The 22,538-nt window shown below is 68.5% G+C and carries 26 protein-coding genes and 2 pseudogenes; 15 read left to right on the forward strand and 13 right to left on the reverse strand.

Annotated features, from left to right (window positions below):
- Positions 1-117: 117 nt before the first annotated feature.
- The 3 genes from ACWDX9_RS40705 to ACWDX9_RS40715 are packed head-to-tail and all read right to left on the reverse strand — an operon-like array spanning position 118 to position 2,386.
- Positions 118-315: a hypothetical protein gene (locus ACWDX9_RS40705; protein ID WP_449964169.1), complete on the reverse strand. Its 198-nt coding sequence runs from the start codon at positions 313-315 to the stop codon at positions 118-120.
- Positions 312-1,643: an MFS transporter gene (locus ACWDX9_RS40710; RefSeq protein ID WP_449964171.1), complete on the reverse strand. Its 1,332-nt coding sequence runs from the start codon at positions 1,641-1,643 to the stop codon at positions 312-314. The genes ACWDX9_RS40705 and ACWDX9_RS40710 overlap by 4 nt, the downstream gene beginning before the upstream one ends.
- A 2-nt stretch (positions 1,644-1,645) precedes the next feature.
- Positions 1,646-2,386: an SDR family NAD(P)-dependent oxidoreductase gene (locus ACWDX9_RS40715; RefSeq protein WP_449964230.1), complete on the reverse strand. Its 741-nt coding sequence runs from the start codon at positions 2,384-2,386 to the stop codon at positions 1,646-1,648.
- An 83-nt stretch (positions 2,387-2,469) separates the two neighbouring features.
- Between ACWDX9_RS40715 and ACWDX9_RS40720 the strand changes: the two genes are divergently transcribed.
- From ACWDX9_RS40720 to ACWDX9_RS40740, 5 genes are all read left to right on the forward strand, one after another.
- Positions 2,470-3,423: an ArsR/SmtB family transcription factor gene (locus ACWDX9_RS40720; protein WP_449964174.1), complete on the forward strand. Its 954-nt coding sequence runs from the start codon at positions 2,470-2,472 to the stop codon at positions 3,421-3,423.
- Between the two features lie 138 nt (positions 3,424-3,561).
- Positions 3,562-4,467 carry an aminoglycoside phosphotransferase family protein gene (locus ACWDX9_RS40725; RefSeq protein WP_449964176.1) on the forward strand — a complete coding sequence of 302 codons (906 nt, stop codon included), beginning with the start codon at positions 3,562-3,564 and terminating at the stop codon, positions 4,465-4,467.
- Between the two features lie 89 nt (positions 4,468-4,556).
- Positions 4,557-4,748 (forward strand): hypothetical protein, encoded by a 192-nt coding sequence (locus tag ACWDX9_RS40730; RefSeq protein WP_449964178.1) that lies wholly within the window; start codon positions 4,557-4,559, stop codon positions 4,746-4,748.
- Positions 4,749-4,814: 66 nt separating this feature from the next.
- Complete coding sequence (locus ACWDX9_RS40735) at positions 4,815-6,398, forward strand: SMI1/KNR4 family protein (RefSeq protein WP_449964180.1); 1,584 nt, start codon at positions 4,815-4,817, stop codon at positions 6,396-6,398.
- A gap of 9 nt (positions 6,399-6,407) precedes the next feature.
- Positions 6,408-6,758, forward strand: a complete 351-nt coding sequence (locus ACWDX9_RS40740; RefSeq protein WP_449964183.1) for a hypothetical protein — start codon at positions 6,408-6,410, stop codon at positions 6,756-6,758.
- 141 nt (positions 6,759-6,899) lie between these two features.
- Here ACWDX9_RS40740 and ACWDX9_RS40745 read toward each other — a convergent pair whose 3' ends face one another.
- The gene (locus ACWDX9_RS40745; RefSeq protein ID WP_449964186.1) at positions 6,900-7,205 is read right to left on the reverse strand and encodes an SIMPL domain-containing protein; all 306 of its coding nucleotides are present in this window, start codon (positions 7,203-7,205) and stop codon (positions 6,900-6,902) included.
- 47 nt (positions 7,206-7,252) lie between these two features.
- Positions 7,253-7,432: an ArsR/SmtB family transcription factor gene (locus tag ACWDX9_RS40750; RefSeq protein WP_449964189.1), complete on the reverse strand. Its 180-nt coding sequence runs from the start codon at positions 7,430-7,432 to the stop codon at positions 7,253-7,255.
- 220 nt (positions 7,433-7,652) lie between these two features.
- On the opposite strand from ACWDX9_RS40750, the pseudogene ACWDX9_RS40755 reads away from it, so the two are divergent.
- Both ACWDX9_RS40755 and ACWDX9_RS40760 read left to right on the forward strand, forming a co-directional pair.
- A pseudogene (locus ACWDX9_RS40755) lies at positions 7,653-7,850 on the forward strand (alcohol dehydrogenase catalytic domain-containing protein); the annotation flags it as partial.
- On the forward strand, positions 7,847-8,665 hold the full coding sequence (locus ACWDX9_RS40760; protein ID WP_449964192.1) for a hypothetical protein: 819 nt from the start codon (positions 7,847-7,849) through the stop codon (positions 8,663-8,665). The pseudogene ACWDX9_RS40755 and the gene ACWDX9_RS40760, both read left to right, overlap by 4 nt.
- 112 nt (positions 8,666-8,777) lie before the next feature.
- On the opposite strand, the gene ACWDX9_RS40765 is transcribed toward ACWDX9_RS40760, so the two are convergent.
- Positions 8,778-8,948 carry a hypothetical protein gene (locus ACWDX9_RS40765; RefSeq protein WP_449964194.1) on the reverse strand — a complete coding sequence of 57 codons (171 nt, stop codon included), beginning with the start codon at positions 8,946-8,948 and terminating at the stop codon, positions 8,778-8,780.
- A 340-nt stretch (positions 8,949-9,288) separates the two neighbouring features.
- Between ACWDX9_RS40765 and ACWDX9_RS40770 the strand changes: the two genes are divergently transcribed.
- The 4 genes from ACWDX9_RS40770 (at position 9,289) to ACWDX9_RS40785 (ending at position 13,509) form a co-directional block, all read left to right on the forward strand.
- A complete protein-coding gene (locus tag ACWDX9_RS40770) occupies positions 9,289-9,624 on the forward strand; it encodes a hypothetical protein (protein WP_449964196.1) in 336 nt (111 codons plus the stop codon).
- On the forward strand, positions 9,617-10,111 hold the full coding sequence (locus tag ACWDX9_RS40775) for a TetR/AcrR family transcriptional regulator (RefSeq protein ID WP_449964199.1): 495 nt from the start codon (positions 9,617-9,619) through the stop codon (positions 10,109-10,111). The genes ACWDX9_RS40770 and ACWDX9_RS40775 overlap by 8 nt, the downstream gene beginning before the upstream one ends.
- A gap of 645 nt (positions 10,112-10,756) precedes the next feature.
- Positions 10,757-11,872, forward strand: coding sequence for a lectin (locus ACWDX9_RS40780; protein WP_449964202.1), 1,116 nt, complete (start codon positions 10,757-10,759; stop codon positions 11,870-11,872).
- An 83-nt stretch (positions 11,873-11,955) separates the two neighbouring features.
- Positions 11,956-13,509 (forward strand): RICIN domain-containing protein, encoded by a 1,554-nt coding sequence (locus ACWDX9_RS40785; RefSeq protein ID WP_449964204.1) that lies wholly within the window; start codon positions 11,956-11,958, stop codon positions 13,507-13,509.
- Positions 13,510-13,729: 220 nt separating this feature from the next.
- Here the strand turns inward: ACWDX9_RS40785 and ACWDX9_RS40790 are convergent, their stop codons facing one another.
- Positions 13,730-14,020 carry a hypothetical protein gene (locus ACWDX9_RS40790; protein ID WP_449964207.1) on the reverse strand — a complete coding sequence of 97 codons (291 nt, stop codon included), beginning with the start codon at positions 14,018-14,020 and terminating at the stop codon, positions 13,730-13,732.
- A 272-nt stretch (positions 14,021-14,292) separates the two neighbouring features.
- Positions 14,293-15,270 (reverse strand): hypothetical protein, encoded by a 978-nt coding sequence (locus ACWDX9_RS40795; protein WP_449964232.1) that lies wholly within the window; start codon positions 15,268-15,270, stop codon positions 14,293-14,295.
- On the opposite strand from ACWDX9_RS40795, the gene ACWDX9_RS40800 reads away from it, so the two are divergent.
- Positions 15,224-15,556, forward strand: coding sequence for a glycoside hydrolase family 95-like protein (locus ACWDX9_RS40800; RefSeq protein ID WP_449964210.1), 333 nt, complete (start codon positions 15,224-15,226; stop codon positions 15,554-15,556). The genes ACWDX9_RS40795 and ACWDX9_RS40800 overlap by 47 nt on opposite strands.
- 72 nt (positions 15,557-15,628) lie before the next feature.
- Here the strand turns inward: ACWDX9_RS40800 and ACWDX9_RS40805 are convergent, their stop codons facing one another.
- Complete coding sequence (locus ACWDX9_RS40805) at positions 15,629-15,841, reverse strand: cellulose binding domain-containing protein (RefSeq protein WP_449964212.1); 213 nt, start codon at positions 15,839-15,841, stop codon at positions 15,629-15,631.
- Here ACWDX9_RS40805 and ACWDX9_RS40810 point away from each other — a divergent pair.
- Positions 15,747-16,025: a MarR family winged helix-turn-helix transcriptional regulator gene (locus ACWDX9_RS40810; protein ID WP_449964215.1), complete on the forward strand. Its 279-nt coding sequence runs from the start codon at positions 15,747-15,749 to the stop codon at positions 16,023-16,025. The genes ACWDX9_RS40805 and ACWDX9_RS40810 overlap by 95 nt on opposite strands.
- Positions 16,026-16,030: 5 nt before the next feature.
- Here the strand turns inward: ACWDX9_RS40810 and ACWDX9_RS40815 are convergent, their stop codons facing one another.
- The 4 genes from ACWDX9_RS40815 to ACWDX9_RS40830 are packed head-to-tail and all read right to left on the reverse strand — an operon-like array spanning position 16,031 to position 20,869.
- Entirely contained in the window at positions 16,031-17,647 is a 1,617-nt protein-coding gene (locus ACWDX9_RS40815; protein ID WP_449964218.1) for a GH39 family glycosyl hydrolase, read from the reverse strand.
- Between the two features lie 42 nt (positions 17,648-17,689).
- Positions 17,690-18,574: a carbohydrate ABC transporter permease gene (locus tag ACWDX9_RS40820; protein ID WP_449964221.1), complete on the reverse strand. Its 885-nt coding sequence runs from the start codon at positions 18,572-18,574 to the stop codon at positions 17,690-17,692.
- The gene (locus ACWDX9_RS40825; protein WP_449964223.1) at positions 18,558-19,511 is read right to left on the reverse strand and encodes a carbohydrate ABC transporter permease; all 954 of its coding nucleotides are present in this window, start codon (positions 19,509-19,511) and stop codon (positions 18,558-18,560) included. Before ACWDX9_RS40825 ends, ACWDX9_RS40820 begins: the two co-directional genes overlap by 17 nt.
- Positions 19,512-19,552: 41 nt before the next feature.
- Positions 19,553-20,869: an ABC transporter substrate-binding protein gene (locus ACWDX9_RS40830; protein WP_449964225.1), complete on the reverse strand. Its 1,317-nt coding sequence runs from the start codon at positions 20,867-20,869 to the stop codon at positions 19,553-19,555.
- Between the two features lie 186 nt (positions 20,870-21,055).
- Between ACWDX9_RS40830 and ACWDX9_RS40835 the strand changes: the two genes are divergently transcribed.
- Positions 21,056-22,099, forward strand: coding sequence for a LacI family DNA-binding transcriptional regulator (locus tag ACWDX9_RS40835; protein ID WP_449964228.1), 1,044 nt, complete (start codon positions 21,056-21,058; stop codon positions 22,097-22,099).
- Positions 22,100-22,357: 258 nt separating this feature from the next.
- Positions 22,358-22,538, forward strand: a pseudogene (locus ACWDX9_RS40840) (endo-1,4-beta-xylanase); the annotation flags it as partial.

A 22,538-nucleotide genomic window follows, 5' to 3' on the forward strand; every position in this document is an offset into this window, starting at 1 on the left:
CGGCCTTCGGCAACTCCTCCCGATAGGCCCGGAACGCCACCAGTGGCGTCCAAGAAATCCCAATTCGTCCGAACTATTTCGCTGAGATCACCTCACTGACGGGGCAGACACGGCTGCCTACTTGCCTGACAGGCCGTCAAGCGGCTTACCAGCTAGTTCGCTTGACCGCCCTAGATAAACGGAGACGTCCGGGTCCCAGCCGGTCACCGTGCGGCCGGTCGGGTCCGTGATGGCCTGCGCGGCGGCGGCCCTGGTGCCGGCCACGTTCCAGGCGGTGATGTGGCCGAAGAAGCCGAACCCCTCCACCTCGATCACCCCGTCCGGGCCCTGCAGGCTCCCCTCCCCGTCCTCGCGCCACAGGCACAGGTCGCTGTCGTCCCGCTATGGACTCGACATAGGGAAAGCTTGCCCCGAGCCGAGGTGTCTCGCCGGGACGTCGAGAGGAAGCGCTGAGGTGCATATCTGGAAGAGCGATGGCGGTACAGCCGGCGCCGGGCCGCCATGCCCCCGCCCAGTGCGAGTGCGGTGACCAAAGCCACGAGTACGCACACGCCCGGCCAGCCCGCCTGCCCATAGGCGCCTATCCCGAGCCAGGAACCCACGCTGCCGCCCACGTACATGCAGGCCATGTAGGCGGTGTTCAGCCTGCTGCGGGCGTCGGGACGCAGGCTGTAGATGCGGACCTGATTGGCGACCATCCCGGATTGCATGGCGATGTCCAGTAACAGAGATCCGAGTACGAGCCCCGCCAGGCCCAGCATCCCGCCGAGACCGCCGACCGCGAGCACGGGCGCCGAAGCGATCACCCCGATCAAGCAGATGACATTGACCGCGTCCGGCCCGCGCCGGTCCACCTGACGTCCGGCGATCGGCGTGCACAGCATCGTCGCCGCGTTGACCAGGGCCAGCATGCCGACCGTCGATGCGGCCAGGCCGTAGAGCGGGCTGGTCAGCAGCAGCGCGACGCCGGTCCAGACCGCCGAGAACCCGGCGAAGACCGCTGACTGGTAGAGGCACGAGCGGCGTAGTTCCGGCTCGCTGCGCAGCAGGCGCAGTGGCTCGATCAGCAGCGAAGCGTACCGTTGCGCTGCCGCCACTGACGGCGGCGCCGCCGGCACTGCCCGGAGCAGCAGGAGTGCGACGATCAGGACGAGTACCGCGGCCACCAGGTATGGTGCCCGCCACCCCAGCGACTCGGCGAGCGCCCCACCGAGCGCGCGCGACAACAACATGCCACCGAGCGACCCTGCCAGCAGCGTGCCACTGACCAGTCCGCGCCGATCCGCGTCCACCAGTCCTGCAACCATCGGGCCGATGATCTGTGCGACCACGGTCGTGACGCCGACCAGCACGCCGGCGACGAGCAGCGCTGCCAACCCGGGCGCGCTGGCTGCGGCGAGGAGCCCCAGGCCCGTGAGCACCAGCAGGGTGACGATCAACCTGCGGTACGGGACCCGGTCACCGAGCGGTACCAGCAGGATAATCCCGGTTGTGTAGCCGAGCTGCGTCGCGGTCACCACCTGCGCGGCCTCCTCGGGAGCGATGCCCAAACCGGTGGCGATCGAGGGGCTGACGGCTTGGGGGAAATAGACGTTGCCGACCGCCACCCCGCAGACAAGGGCCAGCAGCAGAATCAGGGGCATGGTCAGTCCACCGGTCCGCCGGCGACGTAGACGACCTGCCCGGAGACGAACCCCGCCTCCGGGCTGACCAGATAGGAGGCGGTGTGCGCAATGTCCTCCGGCTGGCCGACCCGACCGACCGGGATGGATTGGGCCGCGATGCGCTGGTGCTCGGCGAAGTCGCGGCCGAGCCGGCGTGCCGTGGCCCGGGTCATGTCGCTGACGACGAAGCCGGGCGCGATGGCGTTGGCGGTGATGCCGTGCCGGCCGAGTTGCAGGGCCAGGGACTTGGTGAAGCCGATCAGACCGGCCTTGGCACTGCCGTAGTCGACCCGGGCGGCGTCGCCGACCGCAGAGATGCTCGACACGTTGACGATCCGGCCCCACCCGGCCTCGATCATGTGCGGGGCGACGGCCCGGGTGAGGAAGAATGGTCCATTCAGGTTGACCCCGAGAACCGTGTGCCACTGGTGCGTGGCCAGTTCCACCAGATCGGCCTGCGGGCCGATACCTGCGTTGTTGACCAGCACCGTCGGCGGCCCGAGTGCGGCGGTGATACGGGCGACGGCACCGATGACCGCGGTCTCGTCGGAGACGTCGGCCGTGAACGCCATCGCCCTTCCGCCATCGGTGATGATCGCTTCGACGGTGGCGGCGCAATCGGCCCCGTCCAGGTCAATCACCGCGACCGCCAGGCCTTCGCCCGCCAGCCGCCTTGCCACCGCGGCGCCGATGCCGCGCGCCGCCCCGGTCACGATGGCGATGCGCTGTCCATGAGCTGCATGTTTCATGGGCGCAAGCCCAGCGCATCGGCCGGATACCGCCAAAGGATGTAGCGTACAGCTTAATGATCAGTTACGAGCTCAGCGTCGAGGACCTTGCCGACACCCGGTTCGCGATCTCGCCGCTGTCCGAGACGGTGTTCAGCCTGCGGGTGCTGCGAGAGCCCGGCTTGCACGTGCTGCACCTGCCGTGGCGCAGGGCGGTGCTCGGCGAACTCGACGCGGCCGATGTCGACCTGCTCCTGTCCTTGGTCGGGGAACGGCTCGTCCTGCCGGACTTCCTGACCCCTCGGCCGACGACCTTCGCCCCGGCCTTCGAGGAAGAGCTGGCCCTCGTCCGGCAGACAGCCCCGGAGCACGTCCGCCGCGACCTGCTGGCCGCGCTCGTCACCGGGCCGGTCCCCGCTGACGACGCCGCTGCCGTCAGGTTCCGCGACGCGGCCTGCGAGCTGCTGCAGCGCTACTGGGAGCTGGTCATCGAACCGGTCTGGCCCAGGATGCGGCTGATCCTGGAAGCCGACATGACCTACCGGGCGCGGCAACTCGCCATGGGCGGGGCACGCCTGCTGTTCGCCGACATGCACCCGAACCTGCGCTGGCATGAGGGGGTGCTGTACATCGCCAAGATGATCGGACGGCACCACGTCCCCTCGTCCGGCCTCGGACTGCTGCTGATGCCGTCGGTGTTCGCCCACAAGCCGGCCCCACCCTTCCACCCCGACGTACCGCCGAGCCTGGTCTATCCCAGCCGCGCCGTGGCCACGTTGTGGACGCCGCCGCCGGCCCCGGACACGACCGCTCTGACCAAGTTGCTCGGCGCGCCCCGCGCCAGACTGCTCCACCTGCTCAGTGAGCCGCTGCCGACGATCGAGCTCGCGCGCCGCCTGCGGGTCACCTCCAGCGCCATCTCCCAGCACTTGCGCGTCATGCACGCCACGGGCCTGGTCATCCGGGTCCGCCACGGACGGCAGGTCCTGTACCGGCGCAGCCCGCTCGGTGACCAGCTCGCCGACCCTTGAGCACATCGGACACGGCACAGTAGAGGTCTTCTGAGAGGGCATTTGACAGTCCGGCCGGAGAAATCCGGTCGACAGGCAAGCCACAGTGCACTGTGATGGTCGAGCCGCCCACCGCACGGCGCGGGCCGATCGCAGGAGGTGCTCTTGGCAACCGTGAGAACCGCGGACACCCGCCCCACGATCAATGCCGCCCTGGTCAGGAGGCTGGTCGATACGCAGTTCCCACAGTGGGCCGCGTTGCCTCTGGAGCTGCTCGATCCGGCCGGCTCGGACCATGTGATCTACCGGCTGGGCGAGCAGCTGTCCGTCCGGCTGCCCCGCCACGACGGCGCCATCGGACAGGCCGAGAAGGAACTCGAGTGGCTGCCCCGGCTCGCCCCGCGACTGCCCCTGGCCATCCCGGTACCGGTAGGAGTGGGTGAGCCCGACTTCGGCTATCCGTGGCGGTGGGCGGTGTCCCGCTGGCTGGAGGGCGAGGTGGCGACCGTCGAGGCACTGGCCGACTCGTCTGCGGCCGCCGTCCGACTGGCGGAATTCCTAACCGCCCTTCAGCAGTTCAGACCCGAGGACGTTCAGGCCGTGGAGGCCCGCGAGGACCTCATCGGCCGGCCGTTGGCCGACCGGGATCGCGCGACGCGGGCCGCCATCGCAGAGGTCGGCGACGTGTTCGACACCACTGCCATGACCGACCTGTGGAACGCGGCCCTGAACGCCCCAGGATGGGATCGACGGCCGGTCTGGTTCCACGGCGACTTCCACACCGGCAACCTGCTGACCGTCGACGGCTGTCTCAGCGCGGTCATCGACTTCGGCGGGCTCGGAATCGGCGATCCGGCCTGTGATCTGACCATCGCCTTCACCCTGATGTCGGCCGACAGCCGGGCCGCCTTCCGCGCCACCCTCGATGTAGATGACGCCACCTGGACCCGGGGTCGCGGCTGGGCCCTTGCCACCGGCCTGAACGCCTACACCACCTATGCCGCCGTCAACCCGAGGGTCGCCGCGCAGACCACCCGTCAGATCGCCGAGGCCCTCATCGGCTAGAACAGACTTCGGTGGAAGGCGGAGCCCGGGTCCGTACTTGTGGAGTCACCTAACAGGTCGGCTCTCGAACAGCAGGTGCGCATGGAAGGGTGACCCCGTTTGTCATTGCAGACGGATCGTCGAAGCCGATCGAAGAAGTAAAGGTTGGCGACCACGTTCTCGCAACCGATCCGGAGACCGGCAAAACGAGAGCCGAGCCTGTCACGGCGATCATGACGAGCAAAGGCGATAAGAATCTCGTCCAGATCGACCTATTCATCCCCATTTGTGGCTATATGTGAATTTTAACGCTTTGTCGCCACCCGCTGGCATACTGACCGGCACTGCCGACAGGATGAGGACGGAACATGGTGGAAGCAGCCGTACGACCGATCGTCGAGGCCATCGTCGCGGCGGCGCCGCCTGGCTGGACACGGGCCGTGCTGAGCAGCTCGGTGAGCTCCGGCGGCGGCTCCATAGCCGGCGGCTACGCCATGGGCGGAGACTCCAGGCTGGTGGGCCACCTGCCTTCTCCCTTCACGGAGTTGGCGAGGCTGGCGAGGGCCTTGCACGATCTGCGGGGCTGGCAACGCGCCAACCTGGAGATCAGGTGCCTGCCGTCCGGAGAATATGAACTGGTCGCATTCACGGACACGGTCAGGAGCCTGCGCGGGATGCTGGCCACCGGATTCCAGGTCGTCCTCGACCCCGACTACCAGTTGCCCCAGCCCGGCTTCACGCAGGAGGAGGGCACGGCCGCCCCGGCAGGCGACCCTGAGCTGGCGGTGGCGCGCTTCCGCGCGTTCATGGAGCGGGGCGCGGAGCTCCTCGGCCGCCCCCAGCCGCTCCGGCCACCCGCCACGGCCGCCGACCTGGAAGAGGCCGAACGCCTCCTCGGCAGCCCCCTCCCCGCCGACCTCCGGGCACTGTACGAACTCGCGAACGGCGACGACTACGACGGCCTCCGCCCGTTCGGGAGCCTCTGGATGGAGCTGAACAGCGTGGTCGCCGTGCACGAGGACGTACGTGAGCCGATGCCGGGCTCCTGGGACCTCAGCTGGAACTCGGTCGTCTTCGACACCGACCCGCCCGGCACCGTCCGCCGCTGCGGCGGTCACCCCGCCTGGCTGCCGTTCGCCACCGGCGAGGACGGCAACTTCCTGGCGGTGGACCTGTCCCCCGCCCAGAACGGCCGCCTCGGCCAGGTCATCCGCGTGGGCCGCGACCACGACGACGGCCCCGCCTACCTCGCCGACTCGGTGACCTCCCTCCTCGGCTATTACCTGGACCTGCTGGAACGCGGCGAGTACGAGCAGGAGGATGAGGACGACGACGAAGTGGAGGATTTCTACCTTCCGGAGCCCTCCTACCGTCTCGGCCCCGAGAAGATGATCGACATGCTGCCCCGGGACGTCCCACCTGGCATCCAGGCGGCGTACGTCAACGACGCCCCGAGCCCCGTCGACCTGACCCCGCTCACCGCCGCCCCGTGCCTGAGGACACTGCACCTCAACCGCTGCGCCACCCGCGACCTGACGCCGCTCAGGTCTCTGCCCGTGGAGTCCCTGCGCGTCACCCTGGAAGCGGACGCCGACCTGACCCCACTGTCAGGCCACGCCCACCTCACCGCCCTCGACTTGGGCACCACCCCGGATCACGCGCCGATCGACCTTGCGCCGCTGCGTTCCGTCCCGAACCTGCGCGGCCTCGACCTCTCCCGCGCCAACGTACACGACCTGACGGTCGTGGCCGACCTGCCCGACCTGCGATACCTGGCCCTCACCACTCGCCAGTGGAACGTCCTGCTGGACCAGGGCAAGGCACCCGCCACGCTCGCCGCCGCCCGCCTGGCGGACGACCTCGCCCCTCTCGACGACGCCCTGACCTGGGCCTCCCGCCTGGGTGTGGACACCGGCGGCCACGTCCACGTGACCGGCATCCACTCCAGCTGAGGACCTGCCATGGGAGCGTGGGTCTACATCCGAGGGTGGCTGGAGTTCGCGGCCGATGCCCAGAAACGCTCGTTCAAGCGTATCGTCGGCGACGCGCCCGAGCCGGGCTGGGCCTTCCCCGAAGGAGGGTGGCTGAACGCCGCCTGCTACGCCCGTGCGGTTCGTGCGCAATACGTGGACGAGGTGCTCGACGTGATCCGCCAGGCCGCCGCCCTGCCCGGCGACGACATCGACGGCGACCGCGTGCGCGGGCTCTTCCTCGCGTACCACGAGATCGATGGCCAGACGGAGTGGCGGGTCCGCGACGGCCAGGTGATCATCGGCCCGGCCGGCGAGCGCTATGACTACCTGAACGAATGAACCCGTGGTGGCGGCGACAAGGACCTGGGCGATCAACGCTACCGTTCCTGCGACATGTAAACGATCGTCTACCGAAGCGGAACACCCTTTGCCGGCAGGCCGTTCGCGCCGGCACCGGGGCCCGAGGCCGGCCCGTGCGGCTCACCCGGCCGCGAGCGCGAACCCCAGCACCACGGCGGCGGAGACGACCACGTGGCCAGGGGCGAGATCCTCCTCAGAGGTAGCGCCGCCCCCTGCATGGCCGCGGTAACGCTCGTTGCCCACCGACTCGGGATCGACGTCCTGGATGTGCAGCACCGGCCCGAGCCGGGCTCCCGCCGCCTCGGCGTACAACAGTGCCTTGGCTCGGGCAGCCTGCACGGCCGCACGCCGGGCCTGCGCGCGTAGCTCTCCCTTGGCGTGAACGTCGAAATCGACTTCGTCGATGCGATTGACTCCGGCGTCCACGAGCCTCCGATCTCGAGAACGTCATCATGCCGCATTCAGCGGGCTGTTCAGTGGAGGTCGCTCTCATAGGCGGTCACGATCGCGTTTACCAGGTCGGGAAAACGGGCTTCGGGGTCCTCCTGGCGCAGGACGGTCCGCCGGCGGGTGCCGTCGTCACGCTGCCTGATGAGCCCGGCCTCGCGCAGGACCCGGAAGTGATGGGTGAGCGTGGACGGCGCGACGTCCACGGGAACGTGCCGCAGGCCCGCTCGGGCGCGGCGTGCAGTGTGGTGACGATGGTCATCCGGGTGGGGTCGGACAGTGCGTGCAGGATGTCCAGTACGTCGAACTCCCGTGGCTCGGGGTGGACGAGCTCCGCCCGGGTCCGGGCGAGGTGACCATTGACGTGGCCTATGCCGGGATCGACTTTCTCGACGTCATGGCCCGCCGCGGTGACCCTGTGCGTCGGGCCTTGAGGTATCAGGGACGGTGCGGGAGGTCGGCCCCGGAGCGACGGGCCTGACCTCCGGGCAGCGCGTCGCCGCCTACACCGGGGGTGGCGGCGGACTGGCCGAGGTGGTGCTGGTGCCGGCCGGGTACGTGGCACCGGTGCCGGACCACGTCACGCTTCAGGTCGCGGCGGCCGCCCCGTCGAACATGCGATGACCTACACCAGGTACGCCCGCCTCGTCCGGCTCGCCCAGGTGGACGGAGACTCGGGCCTGGCCTTCGTCGCCGGAGGCCGGGTGGTGGGCGCCGCGGCCTTCACGTTCGCCCACGACAAGATCGTGAAGATCGAACGCATCTCCGCCCCGGGACCGCCTCCGCCGCGTCGAAGCGGAAGGCACGGCCGGTCGATGAACCGGCCGCTTGACATGCCGGTGACGGAGTGGATCAATGGCGGACTTGTGCGCATCATTGCCGGAACGTTAGTCCTCGCCACCATGATCACCGGGTGCTCGGGCGAGCCCATGGACACGACCCAGCACGTCGCAGTCGCGCCCCCTTCACCCACGACCGCGACCCCCTCCCCACGGGCAACCCCCTCCCCACGGGCGACCCCCTCGCCACGGGCGACGCCGAGCCGGACGACGTTGACCAACGATCAGGCGGCCCGGCGTTATCTGGGCATCGTGCGCCCGTACAACATCGCCCTCGAACGACTCGAACAGGCGATCAACGGCGGCCGGTCCGTCACGGTGCTACGCCGCCGGGCGGCGCAGGTCGCCACCACGAACCAGACACAGATCCGGCAGTTGACCGATACCGCCTGGCCCAGGGCACTGCGCGGTCCCATGGGCCGGCTCAAGGCCGAATCGCTGAAGGCGCAACGCCACTGGCTCGGGGCCGCCCGTGCCCGTACCCGCGACGCACTCGTCCAAGAGGTGCTGAACGCCATCCGTTACGACGGAAAACCAGCGGTGGGAAAGATTCGCACCCTGCTGCACCTGGAGCAGTACGACGAGGACGACTATTCATAGGCCGGGCGCCCCGGTGGACCACCTCGGCGGGGGCGGCACTCCAGCCGTGGATGGCGCCCGCCGCCTCATCACGCCGGCTCGGGCACGCGGGTACGCCGCCTGCTGATCAGGCCTACCACCATGACGACAGGCCGGTCCCCCCGGAGGCGCGCGCGGCGAGGTGGGCGAAGTGCCAGTCTGTCGGGGCGCCCGCCGTCTCGCCCTCCGGCTCCGCGCTGTACTGGCACATCGCCGCCATCCAGATCCGGTTGGGGATGGTCAGCGTCATCCCTGCGCTGGTCACCAACGCACCGCACCATCCCACCGCTGGGGAACTCAGGGAGGTTGTCCGGATCCACGCGCTGCTCCCGGAGAAGCGGCGGGCCGACCTGACAACGGCACAGGCCGTGGCCGCGATGTCGATGAGCCGGTAGGCCTGGGCACGAGAGATCCGAAACTCGCAGGTGGCGCACTCACCCCGAGATCCATATCCGCCTGCGGTGCGCACGCCGCACCCGCTCAGCCAGGACCTTGACCGCCTGCCGTGCCTCGGCGAGCAGCTGCCCGACTCTAGAAAGGCTAACGGTGTTAGCTTATGCTCTCGATACCAGCTAACACCGTTAGCCATTGCGAAGGGAGGCGTCATGAGCGTTGAGGTCATGCGGGGCTGGAGTGCGTGGGTGCGCTGGGCGGGGTGGGTGCTGCTCGCCGGATTCCTCGGAGCGTTCGCCGTGTTCGAGTCGGCGAAGTACGGGCTGCCGACCACGGCGGCGGCGGTGGCGTTCTTCCTGCTGCCGGATCTGGCCGGCAAGGTCGCGGGCGGGCGGCGCTGGATCGTCGCGGTCGCGAATTCCGGCTGGATTCCGGTCGTGATCCTGGTCGGCTACTCCCTCTCACCGATCGGCTGGCCGCCGCTGTTCACCGCCGGGCTCGGCTGGGCGACGCGGCTCGTGGCCGGACGGGTGGTGCGGCGTGGTTGAGCGCCGTGAGCAGATCGTCGCGGCCGCGCTGGAGCTGCTGGAGGCTGACGGCCGCGAGGCGATGTCCATGCGGAGCATCGCTGAGCGCGTGGGCATCCGGGCGCCGTCGCTCTACAAGCACTTTCCCGACAAGGCGGCCGTCGAGCTGGAGCTGACCGTGATCGGGCTGACCGAGATGACCGAGGCGCTCGAGGCCGCCGAGCCCGGGCTGCTGCCCTGCGCACGCGCCTACCGGAGCTTCGCATTGGCGCGGCCGCACCTCTACCGGCTGACCACCACCAATCCGCTGCCGCGGCTGTTGCTGCCCGAAGGACTCGAGGACCGGGCCGCCGGTCCCATCCTGCGCGCCATGCACGGCCGCGCGGATCTGGCCCGCGCGGTGTGGGCGTTCGCGCACGGGATGGTGATGCTCGAACTCGACGGCCGGTTTCCGCCCGGAGCCGACCTGGAACCCGCCTGGATCGCGGGTTGCACGACCTTCCAATGAGACGTCGCGGGAGGCAGCCGCGATCCACGACCGGTCCGTCGCCGGACGCGTCACCGTCGAGGACTCCTGCCGTTCACCACCGACTCCGGCAGGAGGTAGCCGCCTTGCAGACCCAGTGTGGAGACGGCTACGCAACACGTCAAGACGTCGGCGAATCGGTTCGATGGGATGGTCGGCGCCCAGGAGGCCGGTGCGCTGGTGCGTCCTGGTCGTGCCACGCCGCCACCGGATGAACGTTTCATCAGCTCGCCCGCCGTGACAGCGCGACCGCGCCCGGTCAGCTCTGATCAGGCCGCTTCGGCACGCGGCGGAAGAGAGCGGGGCCCTTGACGGATCTTCTCGCGTCATGTTTGCTCCGCCACACCACCACCTCAGCAGGCCGGTGTGGAAGGAGCCCCGGATTGACCAGAGTGATGTTAACGCTAACAACGGCATCGGGAGCCGCCGCCGGCATGCCGAAGGGGACAGCACCCGACCGTGCCCGCCGTGGGCCGGTTACGGCGACCACTCAGCACGATGCCAAGTCGCCGATCCTCACCGAAGGAGGTCCTCGTGTCCGCAACAGGCAGGCTGGAGCGCAAGGGCATTAGCGCAAGAATTGCTACTCGATTCGACCTGCCCCCTGACCGCCGCGAGGGAGTGAGCATGCGTACGTGGGGACGATGGTGCGCCGCCGCGCTGATGGCCGTGGCCTTGGTGGTAGCGGGTACGGCGATGGGGGCGGGGACAGCCGTCGCGGAGTCCAACGGCGGGGTGCGGGTCATGCCGCTGGGCGACTCGATCACCGAGGGCACGCAGGTGCCGGGCGGGTACCGGATCGGGTTATGGCAGCGCCTGGCCGCCGGCCGCTACACGGTCGACTTCGTCGGGTCGCAGTTCAACGGGCCGGGCAGCCTGGGCGACCACGATCATGAGGGCCATCCCGGGTGGCGGATCGACCAGATCGACGCGAACATCACCGGCTGGCTGCGTACGTACACACCGCGCACGGTGCTGCTGCACATCGGCACCAACGATGTCCTGCAGAACTACAACGTGGCCGGTGCCCCGCAGCGGCTGTCCACGCTGATCGACCACATCACCACAACCGTGCCCGACGCGGACGTCTTCGTCGCCACCATCATCCCGCTGTCCAACTCCGGCCAGGAGTCGGCCGCCCGCACCTTCAACGCGGCGATCCCCGGCATCGTCCAGAGCAAGGTGAACAGCGGCAGACGTGTCCACCTGGTCGACATGCACAGCAAGTTGACCACCTCCGATCTGATCGACGGCATCCACCCCACCGCCGGTGGTTACGACAAGATGGCCGCCGCCTGGTACGGCGCGCTTCAATCGGTATCGGGCAGCATCGGCCAGCCGGGGAGCGGCACCCCTGGTGCGGGAGCGATCAGGGGTGTGGGGTCGGGCAGGTGCCTTGACGTCTCCGGCGCCTCGCAGGCGAACGGCGCGCAGGCGCAGATCTGGGACTGCAACGGCCAGGCCAACCAGCAGTGGACGCCGACCGCGAGCGGTGAGCTGCGGGTCTACGGCGGCAAGTGTCTGGACGTTTACGGCGCCGGCACCGCCGACGGCGCCAACGTCATCATCTGGGACTGCAACGGCCAGACCAACCAGCAGTGGCGCTTCAACGCCGACGGCACCATCACCGCCGTGGGGGCGAACAAGTGCCTGGACGTGCCGAACTACTCCACCGCCAACGGCGTGAAACTCCAGATCTGGTCCTGCGGCGGCGCCGCCAACCAGCGCTGGACCCGCTCCTGACGTGTGACATCCCGGTGGATCGCCCGGAGATCTCCCCCCGACACCCCGGTAGGTAGAGGAATCAGATGCGCAGAATCCTTGGCTTGGCACTGGCGGCGGTACTCGCGGCCGGCTCGGTCGTCGCGATCGGCAGTGAGACGTCGCCGGCCGCCGCGCTGGACAACGGCCTGGCCCGCACGCCCCAGATGGGCTGGAACGACTGGAACAGCTTCGGCTGCAACGTCAACGACTCCCTGATCCGTCAGACAGCTGACTCCATGGTCTCCAGCGGCATGGCGGCGGCAGGCTACACCTACGTCAACATCGACGACTGCTGGTCCACCAAGAACCGCAACTCCAACGGTGACCTGGTGCCGGATCCGCAGAAGTTCCCCAACGGCATCAAGGCCGTGGCCGACTACGTCCACTCCAAGGGGCTCAAGCTCGGCATCTACTCCTCGGCCGGAATCACGACGTGCGCGGGGTACCCGGCCAGCCTGGGCAACGAGCGACGGGACGCGGCTTTGTGGGCGTCCTGGGGGATCGACTACCTGAAGTACGACAACTGCGGTGACCACCGCGGCCAGAACGGGCAGCAGCGGTACACGGCCATGCGGGACGCGCTGGCCGCCACCGGGCGTCCGATCGTGTACAGCCTGTGCAACTGGGGCCAGGAGAGCGTGTGGACCTGGGGGATGCCGGTAGGCAACTCCTGGCGCAACACCGGCGACATCGCGGCCAACTGGAACTCGATCACGGGCATCCTGGACCAGCAGGTCGGGCTCGACGCGTACTCGGGCCCCGGCGGGTGGAACGACCCGGACATGCTGGAGGTGGGCGTCGGCGGGGTGACGGGGACCGAGGGCCGCGCGCACTTCAGCCTGTGGTCGCTGCTGAACGCGCCGCTCATCGCCGGAAACGACATCCGTACGATGAGCGCCGACACGCGTACGATCCTCACCAACACCGAGGTCATCGCGGTCAACCAGGACTGGGGCGGCAGGCAGGGCCACAAGATCAGCGACAACGGCAACCTGGAGGTCTGGCGCAAGCCGATGTCGAACGGCTCGGTCGCGGTCGTGCTGCTCAACCGGGGCACCTCCACTTCGACGGTCTCCACCACCGCCTCCGCTCTGGGGCTGGGGTCCGCGTCCTCGTACTCGGTGCGCGACCTGTGGGCGCACACGACGTCCTCCTCGTCCGGGACGATCAGCGCGTCGGTCCCCGGACACGGGGCGGCCATGTACGTCGTGACCGGCGGGGGCATCGTCACACCCCCGCCCACGGGTGCGATCAAGGGCGTGGGGTCGGGCAGGTGTCTTGATGTCTCGCAGGCGAACGGCGCGCAGGCGCAGATCTGGGACTGCAACGGCCAGGCCGGCCAGCAGTGGACGGCGACCGAGGGCGGCGAGCTGCGGGTTTACGGCGGCAAGTGCCTGGACGTTTACAACCGGGGCACCGCCGACGGCACCAACGTCATCATCTGGGACTGCAACGGCCAGGACAACCAGAAGTGGCGCTTCAACTCCGACGGCACCATCACCGCCGTCGGGGCGAACAAGTGCCTGGACGTGCCGAACAACGCCACCGCCAACGGCACCAAGCTGACCATCTGGTCGTGCAACGGCGGCGCCAACCAACGCTGGAGCCGCGCCTGAGCCTGGCGAAGGCGCCCAGGCCGACTACCGGGGCGAGGGTCACGGTGGCGCGACGACGCCATGAACGGCCGCGTTGGGTGCACCGCTGTGGTGGTGCGCCCAACGCGCCTTGTCCGCCCGGAAGCCCAGCGCCACCATGACCGGCGCGCGGCAATGGGGCGGAGAGGACCGCGGTCGATCGTGGGTGATCAGGAATCGCTCTCTTGGCCGCCGTAAGCACTCAGCAGCCGGTCGCACTCCGCGCGGGTGAGGGGGAGCACCGAGCCGTGCTTGGCTCCAGGGGGCAGTCGGCCACGAAGTCATAGGTGGTGGAGGTCAGCTCTCGGGACTTCTCGGCGGTGATGAGCTTGGCGCTGGACACGGAAGGCGTCTGGTCCCGCTCGTCCTTGGTGTAACGGTAGTAGACGCCGTTGTGCTTGATCACGGCCGAGTCGATGACCGCATGCCCTGGATCGTGCCAGATCTTGGGTTCGCTGAACTCGCGGAAGTCGGTGGTGGTGGCGTACAGCATCCGGTTGTGTGTCGTTCCGGTGTGGTCCGGGTCGTCCTGGGCGTAGAGCTTCGAGGCCCAGAAGACGACGTACTCGCCGAGTTCTTCGGCGTAGCACCCGTGTTGCCCGGGTGTTCTCCATGGAGAACGAGTCTGCGCCGCCGCTCCTCGCTCCAGGTCGCCGCCGCACGAGCCGTCGAAGGCAGACTGTACTGCGACCGCGACGAGCCCGTCCGACTCGATCTGCCCCCCGTGGCCTGAAGCGTGTCGGAGAAGGCCGTGATCAGGGGTGGTCAGCGACCATGGACTCTCACCTCCTTGACCTCGGCCGGAGCCTCCGGGAACACGAGCTTCACCGCGTGGAGGGCGCGGCCTCGCAGGTCGAACGACATCCGCCGCTCGGTGGTGCCGGTGGCCACCTCCTCGGCGGCCTGTCCGTCGGAGACCTCCAGCCGGTACGGCACGGCGTCCGGCTCGCCGAGGAGCACCGTGACGGTGTCCACTCGCCACAGGCCCTCGAGGTCCACGCGGATCCAGGCGCCCGGCTGGTTCGTGGCGCTGACCCAGCCCTCGCCGGTGGAGTAGTCGGTGATCAGGTGCGCCGGGCGGTCGGCCAGTGAGCCGCTGCTGAAGACGGGCCGTTTGGCCGACAGCAGGCGCGGGGCGCCGGAGGAGGGCACGAACGAGCGCGAGGGCGGGCCGGGGGCCAGGCGGCGAGACTGGCCACGCCATTGTTCCCCGCCGACGGCCTCGATGGTCAGCTCCGCCGGGGCCGGCCCGTCCGCGACGGCCCGCAGCGTGTTGGGGCCGGCGAAGTAGGAGCGGAACTCGATCGCGCTCAGCCGCAGGGCGGTCGCGGTGCCGGGGAGCGGCCACGGGGGCGGCTCGATGCCCCGAAGCTCGCGGCGGTACCAGTACCAGGACCGCAGCGGGAGGCGGAAGTAGTCGATGAAGCCCATGCGGGCCATGTCGGCCACGATGCTGCCGTGATGCATGCCGCACCAGAGCACGATGCCCGACCGCCAGGGGTGCGGGGTTTCGACGCCGTGGGCGTACCGCGGGCCGTAGATGCCGGGGCGGTCCTCGACGAGGCTGCCGTACTCGGAGACCAGATTGGGCCACGGTGGCTTGTGGTAGAGCGATGCCCCGCCGCCGTTGTAGCCGGCCACATCCCCGAGCTCGTCGAAGCCACGGCGCTGGGCGCCGCCCACGGCGGCCGGCCGGGTGGGGTCGAGCTCGTGCACCAGGTCGACCAGGCGACGGGTCGTCAAGGCGCTGCCGCCGAGCTGGCACACCGGATCAGCACGAGGCATCCGCTGCCGCGGCGGACATCAGGTCGAGCTCGCCTGGCAGGCGGGGACCTTGGCCCGTGTGGACGTCACGGCCGACCGCCCCGGAAGGATAGTCGTCGAAATACCCGGGGACACCCCGCTCTTGAACGTCGTCGACGAAAACGGCACGCAAGTGCCTCTTGCCGAGGTGGGGGGAGCGATCCCCGGTCGGCTCCGCCTGGCGTGGAACGGCCTGCCCGGCCGTCGTTACACGGCACGCACCTGAGCGGCACCTGACGTTCGCGTGCCGCATGGGTGCACCGCTGTGGCAGTGCACCCATGCATCAGACGTTCGACGCTACGTGGCGAGGGTGCAGGCCGTGCCGTTGAGGGCGAATTGCGTGGGTGCGGAGTTCGTGCCGCTGTAGGTGGCCTGGAAGCCGAAGGTGACGGCGGCTCCCGCGGCGATGGTCGCTATGGCGCTCAGCGAACTGCGGCTGCGCGACGGGCCGTCCTCGGCGGACCTGGCACGCATCGCCTTCGTCACGCCGCAGGCGATGAGCCTCGTCATCCGCGACCTCGAACGACGCGGCCTGATCCGCCGGGACCCGCAGCCCGGCGCGGGCCGGGTGCCGCGTGCCCGCCTCACCCGCAAGGGCCTGCCCACCCTGCGGCGCTGCGACCGCGCCGCCGCGTCAGCCTTGGCGGCCGGCGAGATGCCGATCGGTCCTGGGGCGTGCTCCGGCGGGCCGTGACGCGGTCATGCCGACCGCCTCAACGACATCACGGCCCATGGCGCGAGTTCGACATCGAGGTCCAGCACACCATTGTCGGGCACGGTCAGCGCGAACCTGAGGAGCGAGTCGGCGACTCCGCTCAGGTACTCGCTCTCGGCTCGGGACGGGTTGAGGGGGGACCCGAGCCGGTACCAGGCCTCGGCGGCGTTCCCGTGCTCCCAGTCCACGATCTCGACGAGGAACGTGGCACCCGGCTCCAGTCCGCCGATCGAGTGGTGGATCCTGCGGCTCGGCCCCATCTCGGCCAGCGCGCGTGTCGCCGGGTAGGAGTTCTCCGAGCCGACACCCCTCCTGCCCATGTCCTCGGGGTAGTTGAAGAACACCGCCGACACGGCCGACGTCCGGCTGTCACGGGTCACGACCCCGTCGGGCGTCGCGAGGAGCAGCCGGTCGCCGAGCCGTTCCAGCATCGTGAAAGCGTGGAACGTGGGTTTGTGGATGCCCCCCTCGTTCACCAGGCCGAACCCGCCGTGGAACGGTCCCATCCCGGCGCCTCCCTCCTCGAACACGTCCGTGAAGGTCCAGTAGGAGATCGAGTCGGCGAGGGTGGCGCACTTCAGATACGACCGCGTGATGGAGGTCGCCGCGAACGGCGTGTCGTGGATGAAGTCGCGGGCCGACGGCGACGTCGACCACTCCGTGATGTGGATCTCCGCCTCGGGATACGCGCTGTTGTTCACGAGCTTGCGCAGGAGGGTCAGGTCGTCGAACGTCGCGTCGGCGTACCGGGTGATCTGCACGGCCTCGCCGTCGGTGCCGTACGCGAAGTCGGTGGGGTACAGGTGGGTGGAGATGAAGTCGATCGGGAGTTCGCGCTCGGCGCACCAGGCGATGAACTCCTCGATCCATACCGGGCGCCAGTCGAGCGCGTCCACGTCGGCCGCGGCGGCCGTCTCGTGCATCGCGGAGCGGTCCTCGACCTCGCCCTGGTAGCGGTCGTCGGGCACGAAGACGCTGGTCGCGGGCCCGCCCACCTTCAAGGCGGGATCGATCTTCTTGATCGCCGTCACGGTCTGCTCGTAAAGTTCGAAGTACTCGGTTTTCGTGCCGGTCCAGAAGTGGGGAACCAGGTTCGGCTCGTTCCACACCTCGAACCGCCACTGCCGCACCTCGGGGAGGCCGTACCGGTCGATCCAGTGCTCGACCGACCTCGTGACCAGCTCGACCCAGCGCGCCATGTCCTTGGGCGGGCTGCAGTGAGCGCCCCACCAGAACACCGTCTCCGTCTCCGTCGCCAGCTCGCGCGGCATGAAGCCCAGCTCGACGAACGGGCGGACCCCGCAGTCCACGATGAAGTCGAACACCTTGTCCACATAGCTGAACGTGTGCACGGGCGCGGCAAGGGGCGTGTTCGGGCCGAAACCGCTGCCGTAGCTCTCCCGGTACACGAACATGTCGTCGTGAAAGACGCCGTGAAAGCGGACGTACTCGAATCCGCATGCGGCGACGGCCTCGGCGAATTGCTTTTGCCAGTCCGCGCGCAGTGCCTCGTTCGCCCGTCCGGCGCCGATACATCTGCTCCAGACGTGCGGAAGCGCACTCTCGTCGCACAGCCTGCCGTCGATCCGGAATCGGGTCATGGTCTCACTTCTCTTCAGGAAACGTTGGTGAATGGAGCGCTGCTAGCCCTTGACGGCGCCCAGCGACAGGCCCGACTGCCAGTACCGCTGCAGGCTGAGGAACGCGATGATCAACGGGATGATGGTCAGCAGCGCGGACGTGATCACGAGATTCTGGATGAGGGCGCCGTTCCCCGCCGTCGAGCCCAGCTTGTTCCACTGGTTGATTCCGACGGTCAGCGGATACCAGGCGGGATCCTTGAGCATGATCAACGGCAGGAAATAGTTGTTCCAGATCGACACGAACGAGAAGAGCAGGACCGTCACGCTCGCCGGTGCGAGCAGCGGGAGCGCGATCTGGAGAAAGGTCCTGAACTCCCCGGCGCCGTCGATCTTCGCGGCCTCCAGCAGGCCGGTGGGCACGGCTTCGGCCGTGAACACCCACATCAGGTACAACCCGAAGGGGTTGATGAAGGACGGGATGAGAATCGCCCACGGGGTATTGGTCATGCCGACGTGCGCGAACAGCAGGAACTGCGGGATCGCCAGGGCGATGCCGGGGACCGAGATCGATCCCAGCACGACGAAGAGGAACACCCGCTTGCCCCTGAATTCGAGTTTCGCCAGGGCGTACCCGCCGAGGGCGGCCAGGAAGGTCGACACGGTCGCACCCACGACGACGTAGAGAACGGTGTTGAGGAGCCAGCGGGAGAAGATCCCGTCCTGGTAGCTGAACACCTGCACGATGTTGTCCCACAGGGCGAACTCGCGACCGGGCGCGAGCCCGAACGACGACACGAAGTCGGCCTGCGACTTGGTCGCGTTGATGACCAGCCACACGAGCGGCAGCAGGCAGTACAACATGAACAGAGCTGTCATCACGGTGAGGGTCGTGCTCTTCCTGGGGTTCTCCACCGTGGAGAGCCGGCGGCTACTGATCGGGTGCATTCCTCAACCCTCTGATCTGGACGACGTAGGCGACGGTGATCGTGATCGCCGCCATGACGAGCGCGAGTGCGGCCGCGTAGCCCTGCTGGGACCCGGTGAACGCCAGGTTGTACGCGTACAGGTTGGGCGTGTAGAAGGTGGTGACGCCGCTGTTGGCCACCATCGAGGGCAGGATCTGCGGTTCGTTGAACATCTGGAAGGTGCCGATGATCGAGAAGATGATCGTGACGACCAGGGATCCGCGCAGTGCCGGCAGCTTGATCGCGCGGACGATCTGGAGCTCGTTCGCCCCGTCGATCGCCGCCGCCTCGTACAGTTCGCGGGGGACGGCCTTGAGCGCGGCGTAGAAGATGAGCATGTTGAAGCCGGTGAACGCCCACGTCACCATCAGCCCGATGGAGATGAGCGTGGTACCGGGGGAGAAGGGGTCGATGTCCGTGCCCAGAGCCTCGTTGAGGCTGCCGAACAGGCCGTACTTGACGCCCAGCAGGAATCCCCACATGAGAGTCGCCACGATCGCCGGCACCGCGTACGGGAGGAAGATCGTCACCCGCATGAACCTGGTGCCGTGCACCCGCATGGAGTCCAGCGCCAGCGCCAGCGCCATGGCGAAGAGCAGCATGATCGGCACCTGGACGAGCGTGAACCGGAAGACGCGCCCCACCCCGTCCCAGAACTGGGGATCCTGGAACAGCTTGCCGTAGTTGGCGAATCCGACGAACGTGTTGCCCCCGACGAGCTTGTCCTGGAAGAGGCTGAGGTAGGCGGCGTACAGGATGGGCACGATGAACACCAGGGCGAACAGCGCCCCGAAAGGCGCTATGAACGCCAGCCCGATCTGTGACTTGCGGCGCTTGCGAGCCGGCGCCGAATGCTGTGCGGCATCCGGCGACGCCATGGCCGAAGCGGTGACGTCGACCCGACGTGCCAGGCCCATGTCCGTGTTCCTTCCGATTCGTTGAGGTGGCCCAGGGCTCGCTAGTCCACCTGGAAGCCCTGCTCGTTGCCGTACTGGATGCAGCGCTGCTTCCACTGCTCGAGGATCTCGGCGAGCGAGCCCTTGCCCGTGGTGTAGTACGGCGACGCGAGGTCGCCGTAGATCGAGCGTGCCCACTCGAAGAACGGCGGGTACTGCCAGCCGCTCCCGACGGTCTCCGAGGCCTCGGCCAGCACCGCGCCGACCTTCTGGTCGCCGAAGTACTGGTTGGCCCTGCTCTGGAACGCCTCGCTGTCCAGGACCGACGTGTTCGGCACGAAGGCACCCGCGTCGACGCGGGACGAGAGACCACCGCCGTGCGTGAAGTACTCGAGGAACTTGAAAGCGGCGTCCTGGTGCCCGGCCGCGGCCGGGATGCCGAAGGAGCTTCCGCCGTTCGCCGCTCCGACCTTGTCTCCCTGCTTCCACTGGGGCATCAAGGCGACCCTGAAGTCACCGGCGGCCTTCGGCGCGCGCTCCGGCAGCGTGGAGGTCAGCCAGCCGCCCATGGTCTGGGTGGCGAGGCTTCCGTCGTTGAGCGTCCGGTTCCAGTCGTCGGACCATCCTGTGATCTTGGTGTTGATCAGGCCCTCGTCGAGCATCTTCTGCCAGAAGGCCACGGCCCTGGTCGTGCCCTCGTCGGTGAAGTCGATGTGCACTTTGTTGCCGTCCACCTTGAACGGGCGACCGCCGGCCTGCCAGATGAGCGAGAGCAGGAAGAAGATGTCTCCCGTGTCCTGGGCGATGTAGTGGTCGCCACCGAGCGCCCGAACCTTCTTGGCAGCCTCGTGGTACTCGTCCCACGTGGCCGGGGCCTTGTCGATGCCGGCCTTCTTGAGGGTGGCCGTGTTGTAGAACAGCGCCGAAGGGCCGTAGTCGGACGGCAGCGCGTAGACCTTGCCGTTGACCGTCACGTCGCTCCACGCGCCCGGGACGTAGTCCTTCTTGAAGGTCTCGACGCCGTACGTGCCGAGATCGGCGAGCTTGCCGGGAATGGCGAAGTAGGGCACGGCGAAGTACTCGAACATCACGACGTCAGGCACACCGGAACCGGCCTGGATGGCGTTGTCGAGCGCCTTGTACTCGTCCTGGGACGAGCCCGCGTTGACGACCTCGACCTTGATGTTCGGGTTCGCGGCCTGGAAGCCGGGAACGGCCCCCGCGACGGTGCCGTCCCAGCTCCAGACCGTGAGCTTCACCTGTTGGTCACCGCCGCTGCCGGTCGCGCTTCCGCCGCCGGAGCCGCCCGAGCAAGCGGTCAGCGCGAGCATCGGCACGAGTGCCGCGGAAAGGAGCCTTGCCTTCTGGGAGAGCCGCATCGAGCCTCTCCTCTCGTCCTGGGGGGATGGGTTCGAAACTATTTCGAAACTTGTTCGGTGCTGCCAGGACACTAGGTGGCGTGTCTGCCCCGTGTCAACGGGAGGAACATCGAGGATGCCGGGCGGCAATGAGGGGAGGGGTCCGTGGTAGATTCGAAATAGTTTCGAAGCCCGAAAGGAGTCCTGATGTCACGGCGAGGTCGTTCGGAGCGAGCCACCTTGGCGGACGTCGCCCGACTGGCCGGCGTCTCGCCGGCGACCGCCTCGAAGGTCCTCAACGGGCGGAGCGATGTGGGCGCGAGCACGCGTGAGCATGTCCTCGGGGTCATGGCCGAGATCGGCTACATGCCGACGGCGGTGCGACATGAGCGAACCCGCGACCGGACCCTCGTCACGGTGCTCGACATCGTGGAGTCCCGTTATGCCGGGACGGTGCTCCAAGGGATACTCCTGGCGGCGACCTCCGCGCAGGCCGAGCTCCTCCTTCGCCTGCCGCCCGACGAGCCGATCAGCACGAGCCGTACGGCGGCCCGGGCCTGGATGGAGGAGCAGAAGGCGTCCGGTGTGGTCGGTGTCATCGCGCTCGCCGTCGCCGTGCCCGACTCGGTGCTCCTCGCCGCGGAGGAGCTCGAGGTGCCTGTCGTGACGATCGACCCGATCGATACGAGCGAATCGCGTCTCGTGAGCATCGGCTCCACCAACTGGGCGGGCGGTCGCTCGGCGACCGAGCATGTCATCAAGCTCGGCCACCGCAGGATCGCCTGGATCGGCGGCCCGCTGCGCTCTGCCCCCTCGCTGGAGCGTTTCCATGGATACCAGGCCGCGCTCGACTCGGCCGGCGTCACGCCGGACCGTGCACTGGTCCGCCACGAGGCGTTCTCCGTCGAGGCGGGACTGCGGCACGGCCATGACCTGCTCGCGCTCGACGAGCGGCCGACCGCGATCGTCGCGGGCAACGATGAGATCGCCGTCGGGGTCCTTGCCGCCGCCAAGGAGCTTGGCATCGCCGTGCCGGCCGAGTTGTCGGTGACCGGGTTCGACGACACGCCGCAGACCCAGTGGACCACGCCCCGGCTCACGTCTGTCCGGCAGCCTCTCGTCGGCATGGGCCGGATGGCGGTCGAGGCCGTCCTCGGTATGGCGGACGGCGTCCAGCCCGCCTCCCGGCACCTCCAGCTGGCGACGACCCTCAGCGTCCGCGACTCGACGGGCCCCGTCCCTTCGTCCTGATCCGTCCAGGTTCAGACGCAAAATATGAAACTTTCATGGCCTGCCGTCCCTCGCGGGAGGAACGGGCGAAAGTTTCGGTGCGCATCAGGGGTGGCTGAGGCCCTTTAGCGCCGAATCAGGCAGCCGAATGTGTCTGAAACTTTTCAGATCGACCTTGACATGTTTCGGAAGCATTTCCACACTGAGTCACCAAGTGACGCCTTGATGGCGTGTCCCCACGTGTTCCCGTTTCCGTATCTCAGACATGGAGGCTCAGGCATGGGCGCAAACGCCATACCCTCGTCTGAAACCAGGCGGCCCTTGAGCGGCTTACGCTGGCCCCTGATCGTCGGTTCTCTCGGCGTGCTCGCCGTGATCATGGCGCTGATGGCGCCGCTTCGCGCCGATGCCGCGGCGAGCACGCTCGGCGCGGCCGCCGCTCAGAGCGGCCGGTACTTCG

This window comes from Nonomuraea sp. NPDC003201 (assembly GCF_053590415.1).

Excerpts from the sequence above, each read along its gene's own strand:
- ACWDX9_RS40710 (WP_449964171.1), bottom strand. The coding sequence starts at position 1,643 with ATGCCCCTGATTCTGCTGCTGGCCCTTGTCTGCGGGGTGGCGGTCGGC.
- ACWDX9_RS40720 (WP_449964174.1), top strand. The coding sequence starts at position 2,470 with ATGATCAGTTACGAGCTCAGCGTCGAGGACCTTGCCGACACCCGGTTC.
- ACWDX9_RS40735 (WP_449964180.1), top strand. The coding sequence starts at position 4,815 with ATGGTGGAAGCAGCCGTACGACCGATCGTCGAGGCCATCGTCGCGGCG.
- ACWDX9_RS40740 (WP_449964183.1), top strand. The coding sequence starts at position 6,408 with ATGGGAGCGTGGGTCTACATCCGAGGGTGGCTGGAGTTCGCGGCCGAT.
- ACWDX9_RS40760 (WP_449964192.1), top strand. The coding sequence starts at position 7,847 with ATGACCTACACCAGGTACGCCCGCCTCGTCCGGCTCGCCCAGGTGGAC.
- ACWDX9_RS40770 (WP_449964196.1), top strand. The coding sequence starts at position 9,289 with ATGAGCGTTGAGGTCATGCGGGGCTGGAGTGCGTGGGTGCGCTGGGCG.
- ACWDX9_RS40780 (WP_449964202.1), top strand. The coding sequence starts at position 10,757 with ATGCGTACGTGGGGACGATGGTGCGCCGCCGCGCTGATGGCCGTGGCC.
- ACWDX9_RS40790 (WP_449964207.1), bottom strand. The coding sequence starts at position 14,020 with ATGCTGTACGCCACCACCACCGACTTCCGCGAGTTCAGCGAACCCAAG.
- ACWDX9_RS40810 (WP_449964215.1), top strand. The coding sequence starts at position 15,747 with ATGGCGCTCAGCGAACTGCGGCTGCGCGACGGGCCGTCCTCGGCGGAC.
- ACWDX9_RS40805 (WP_449964212.1), bottom strand. The coding sequence starts at position 15,841 with ATGACGAGGCTCATCGCCTGCGGCGTGACGAAGGCGATGCGTGCCAGG.
- ACWDX9_RS40815 (WP_449964218.1), bottom strand. The coding sequence starts at position 17,647 with ATGACCCGATTCCGGATCGACGGCAGGCTGTGCGACGAGAGTGCGCTT.
- ACWDX9_RS40820 (WP_449964221.1), bottom strand. The coding sequence starts at position 18,574 with ATGCACCCGATCAGTAGCCGCCGGCTCTCCACGGTGGAGAACCCCAGG.
- ACWDX9_RS40825 (WP_449964223.1), bottom strand. The coding sequence starts at position 19,511 with ATGGGCCTGGCACGTCGGGTCGACGTCACCGCTTCGGCCATGGCGTCG.
- ACWDX9_RS40830 (WP_449964225.1), bottom strand. The coding sequence starts at position 20,869 with ATGCGGCTCTCCCAGAAGGCAAGGCTCCTTTCCGCGGCACTCGTGCCG.
- ACWDX9_RS40835 (WP_449964228.1), top strand. The coding sequence starts at position 21,056 with ATGTCACGGCGAGGTCGTTCGGAGCGAGCCACCTTGGCGGACGTCGCC.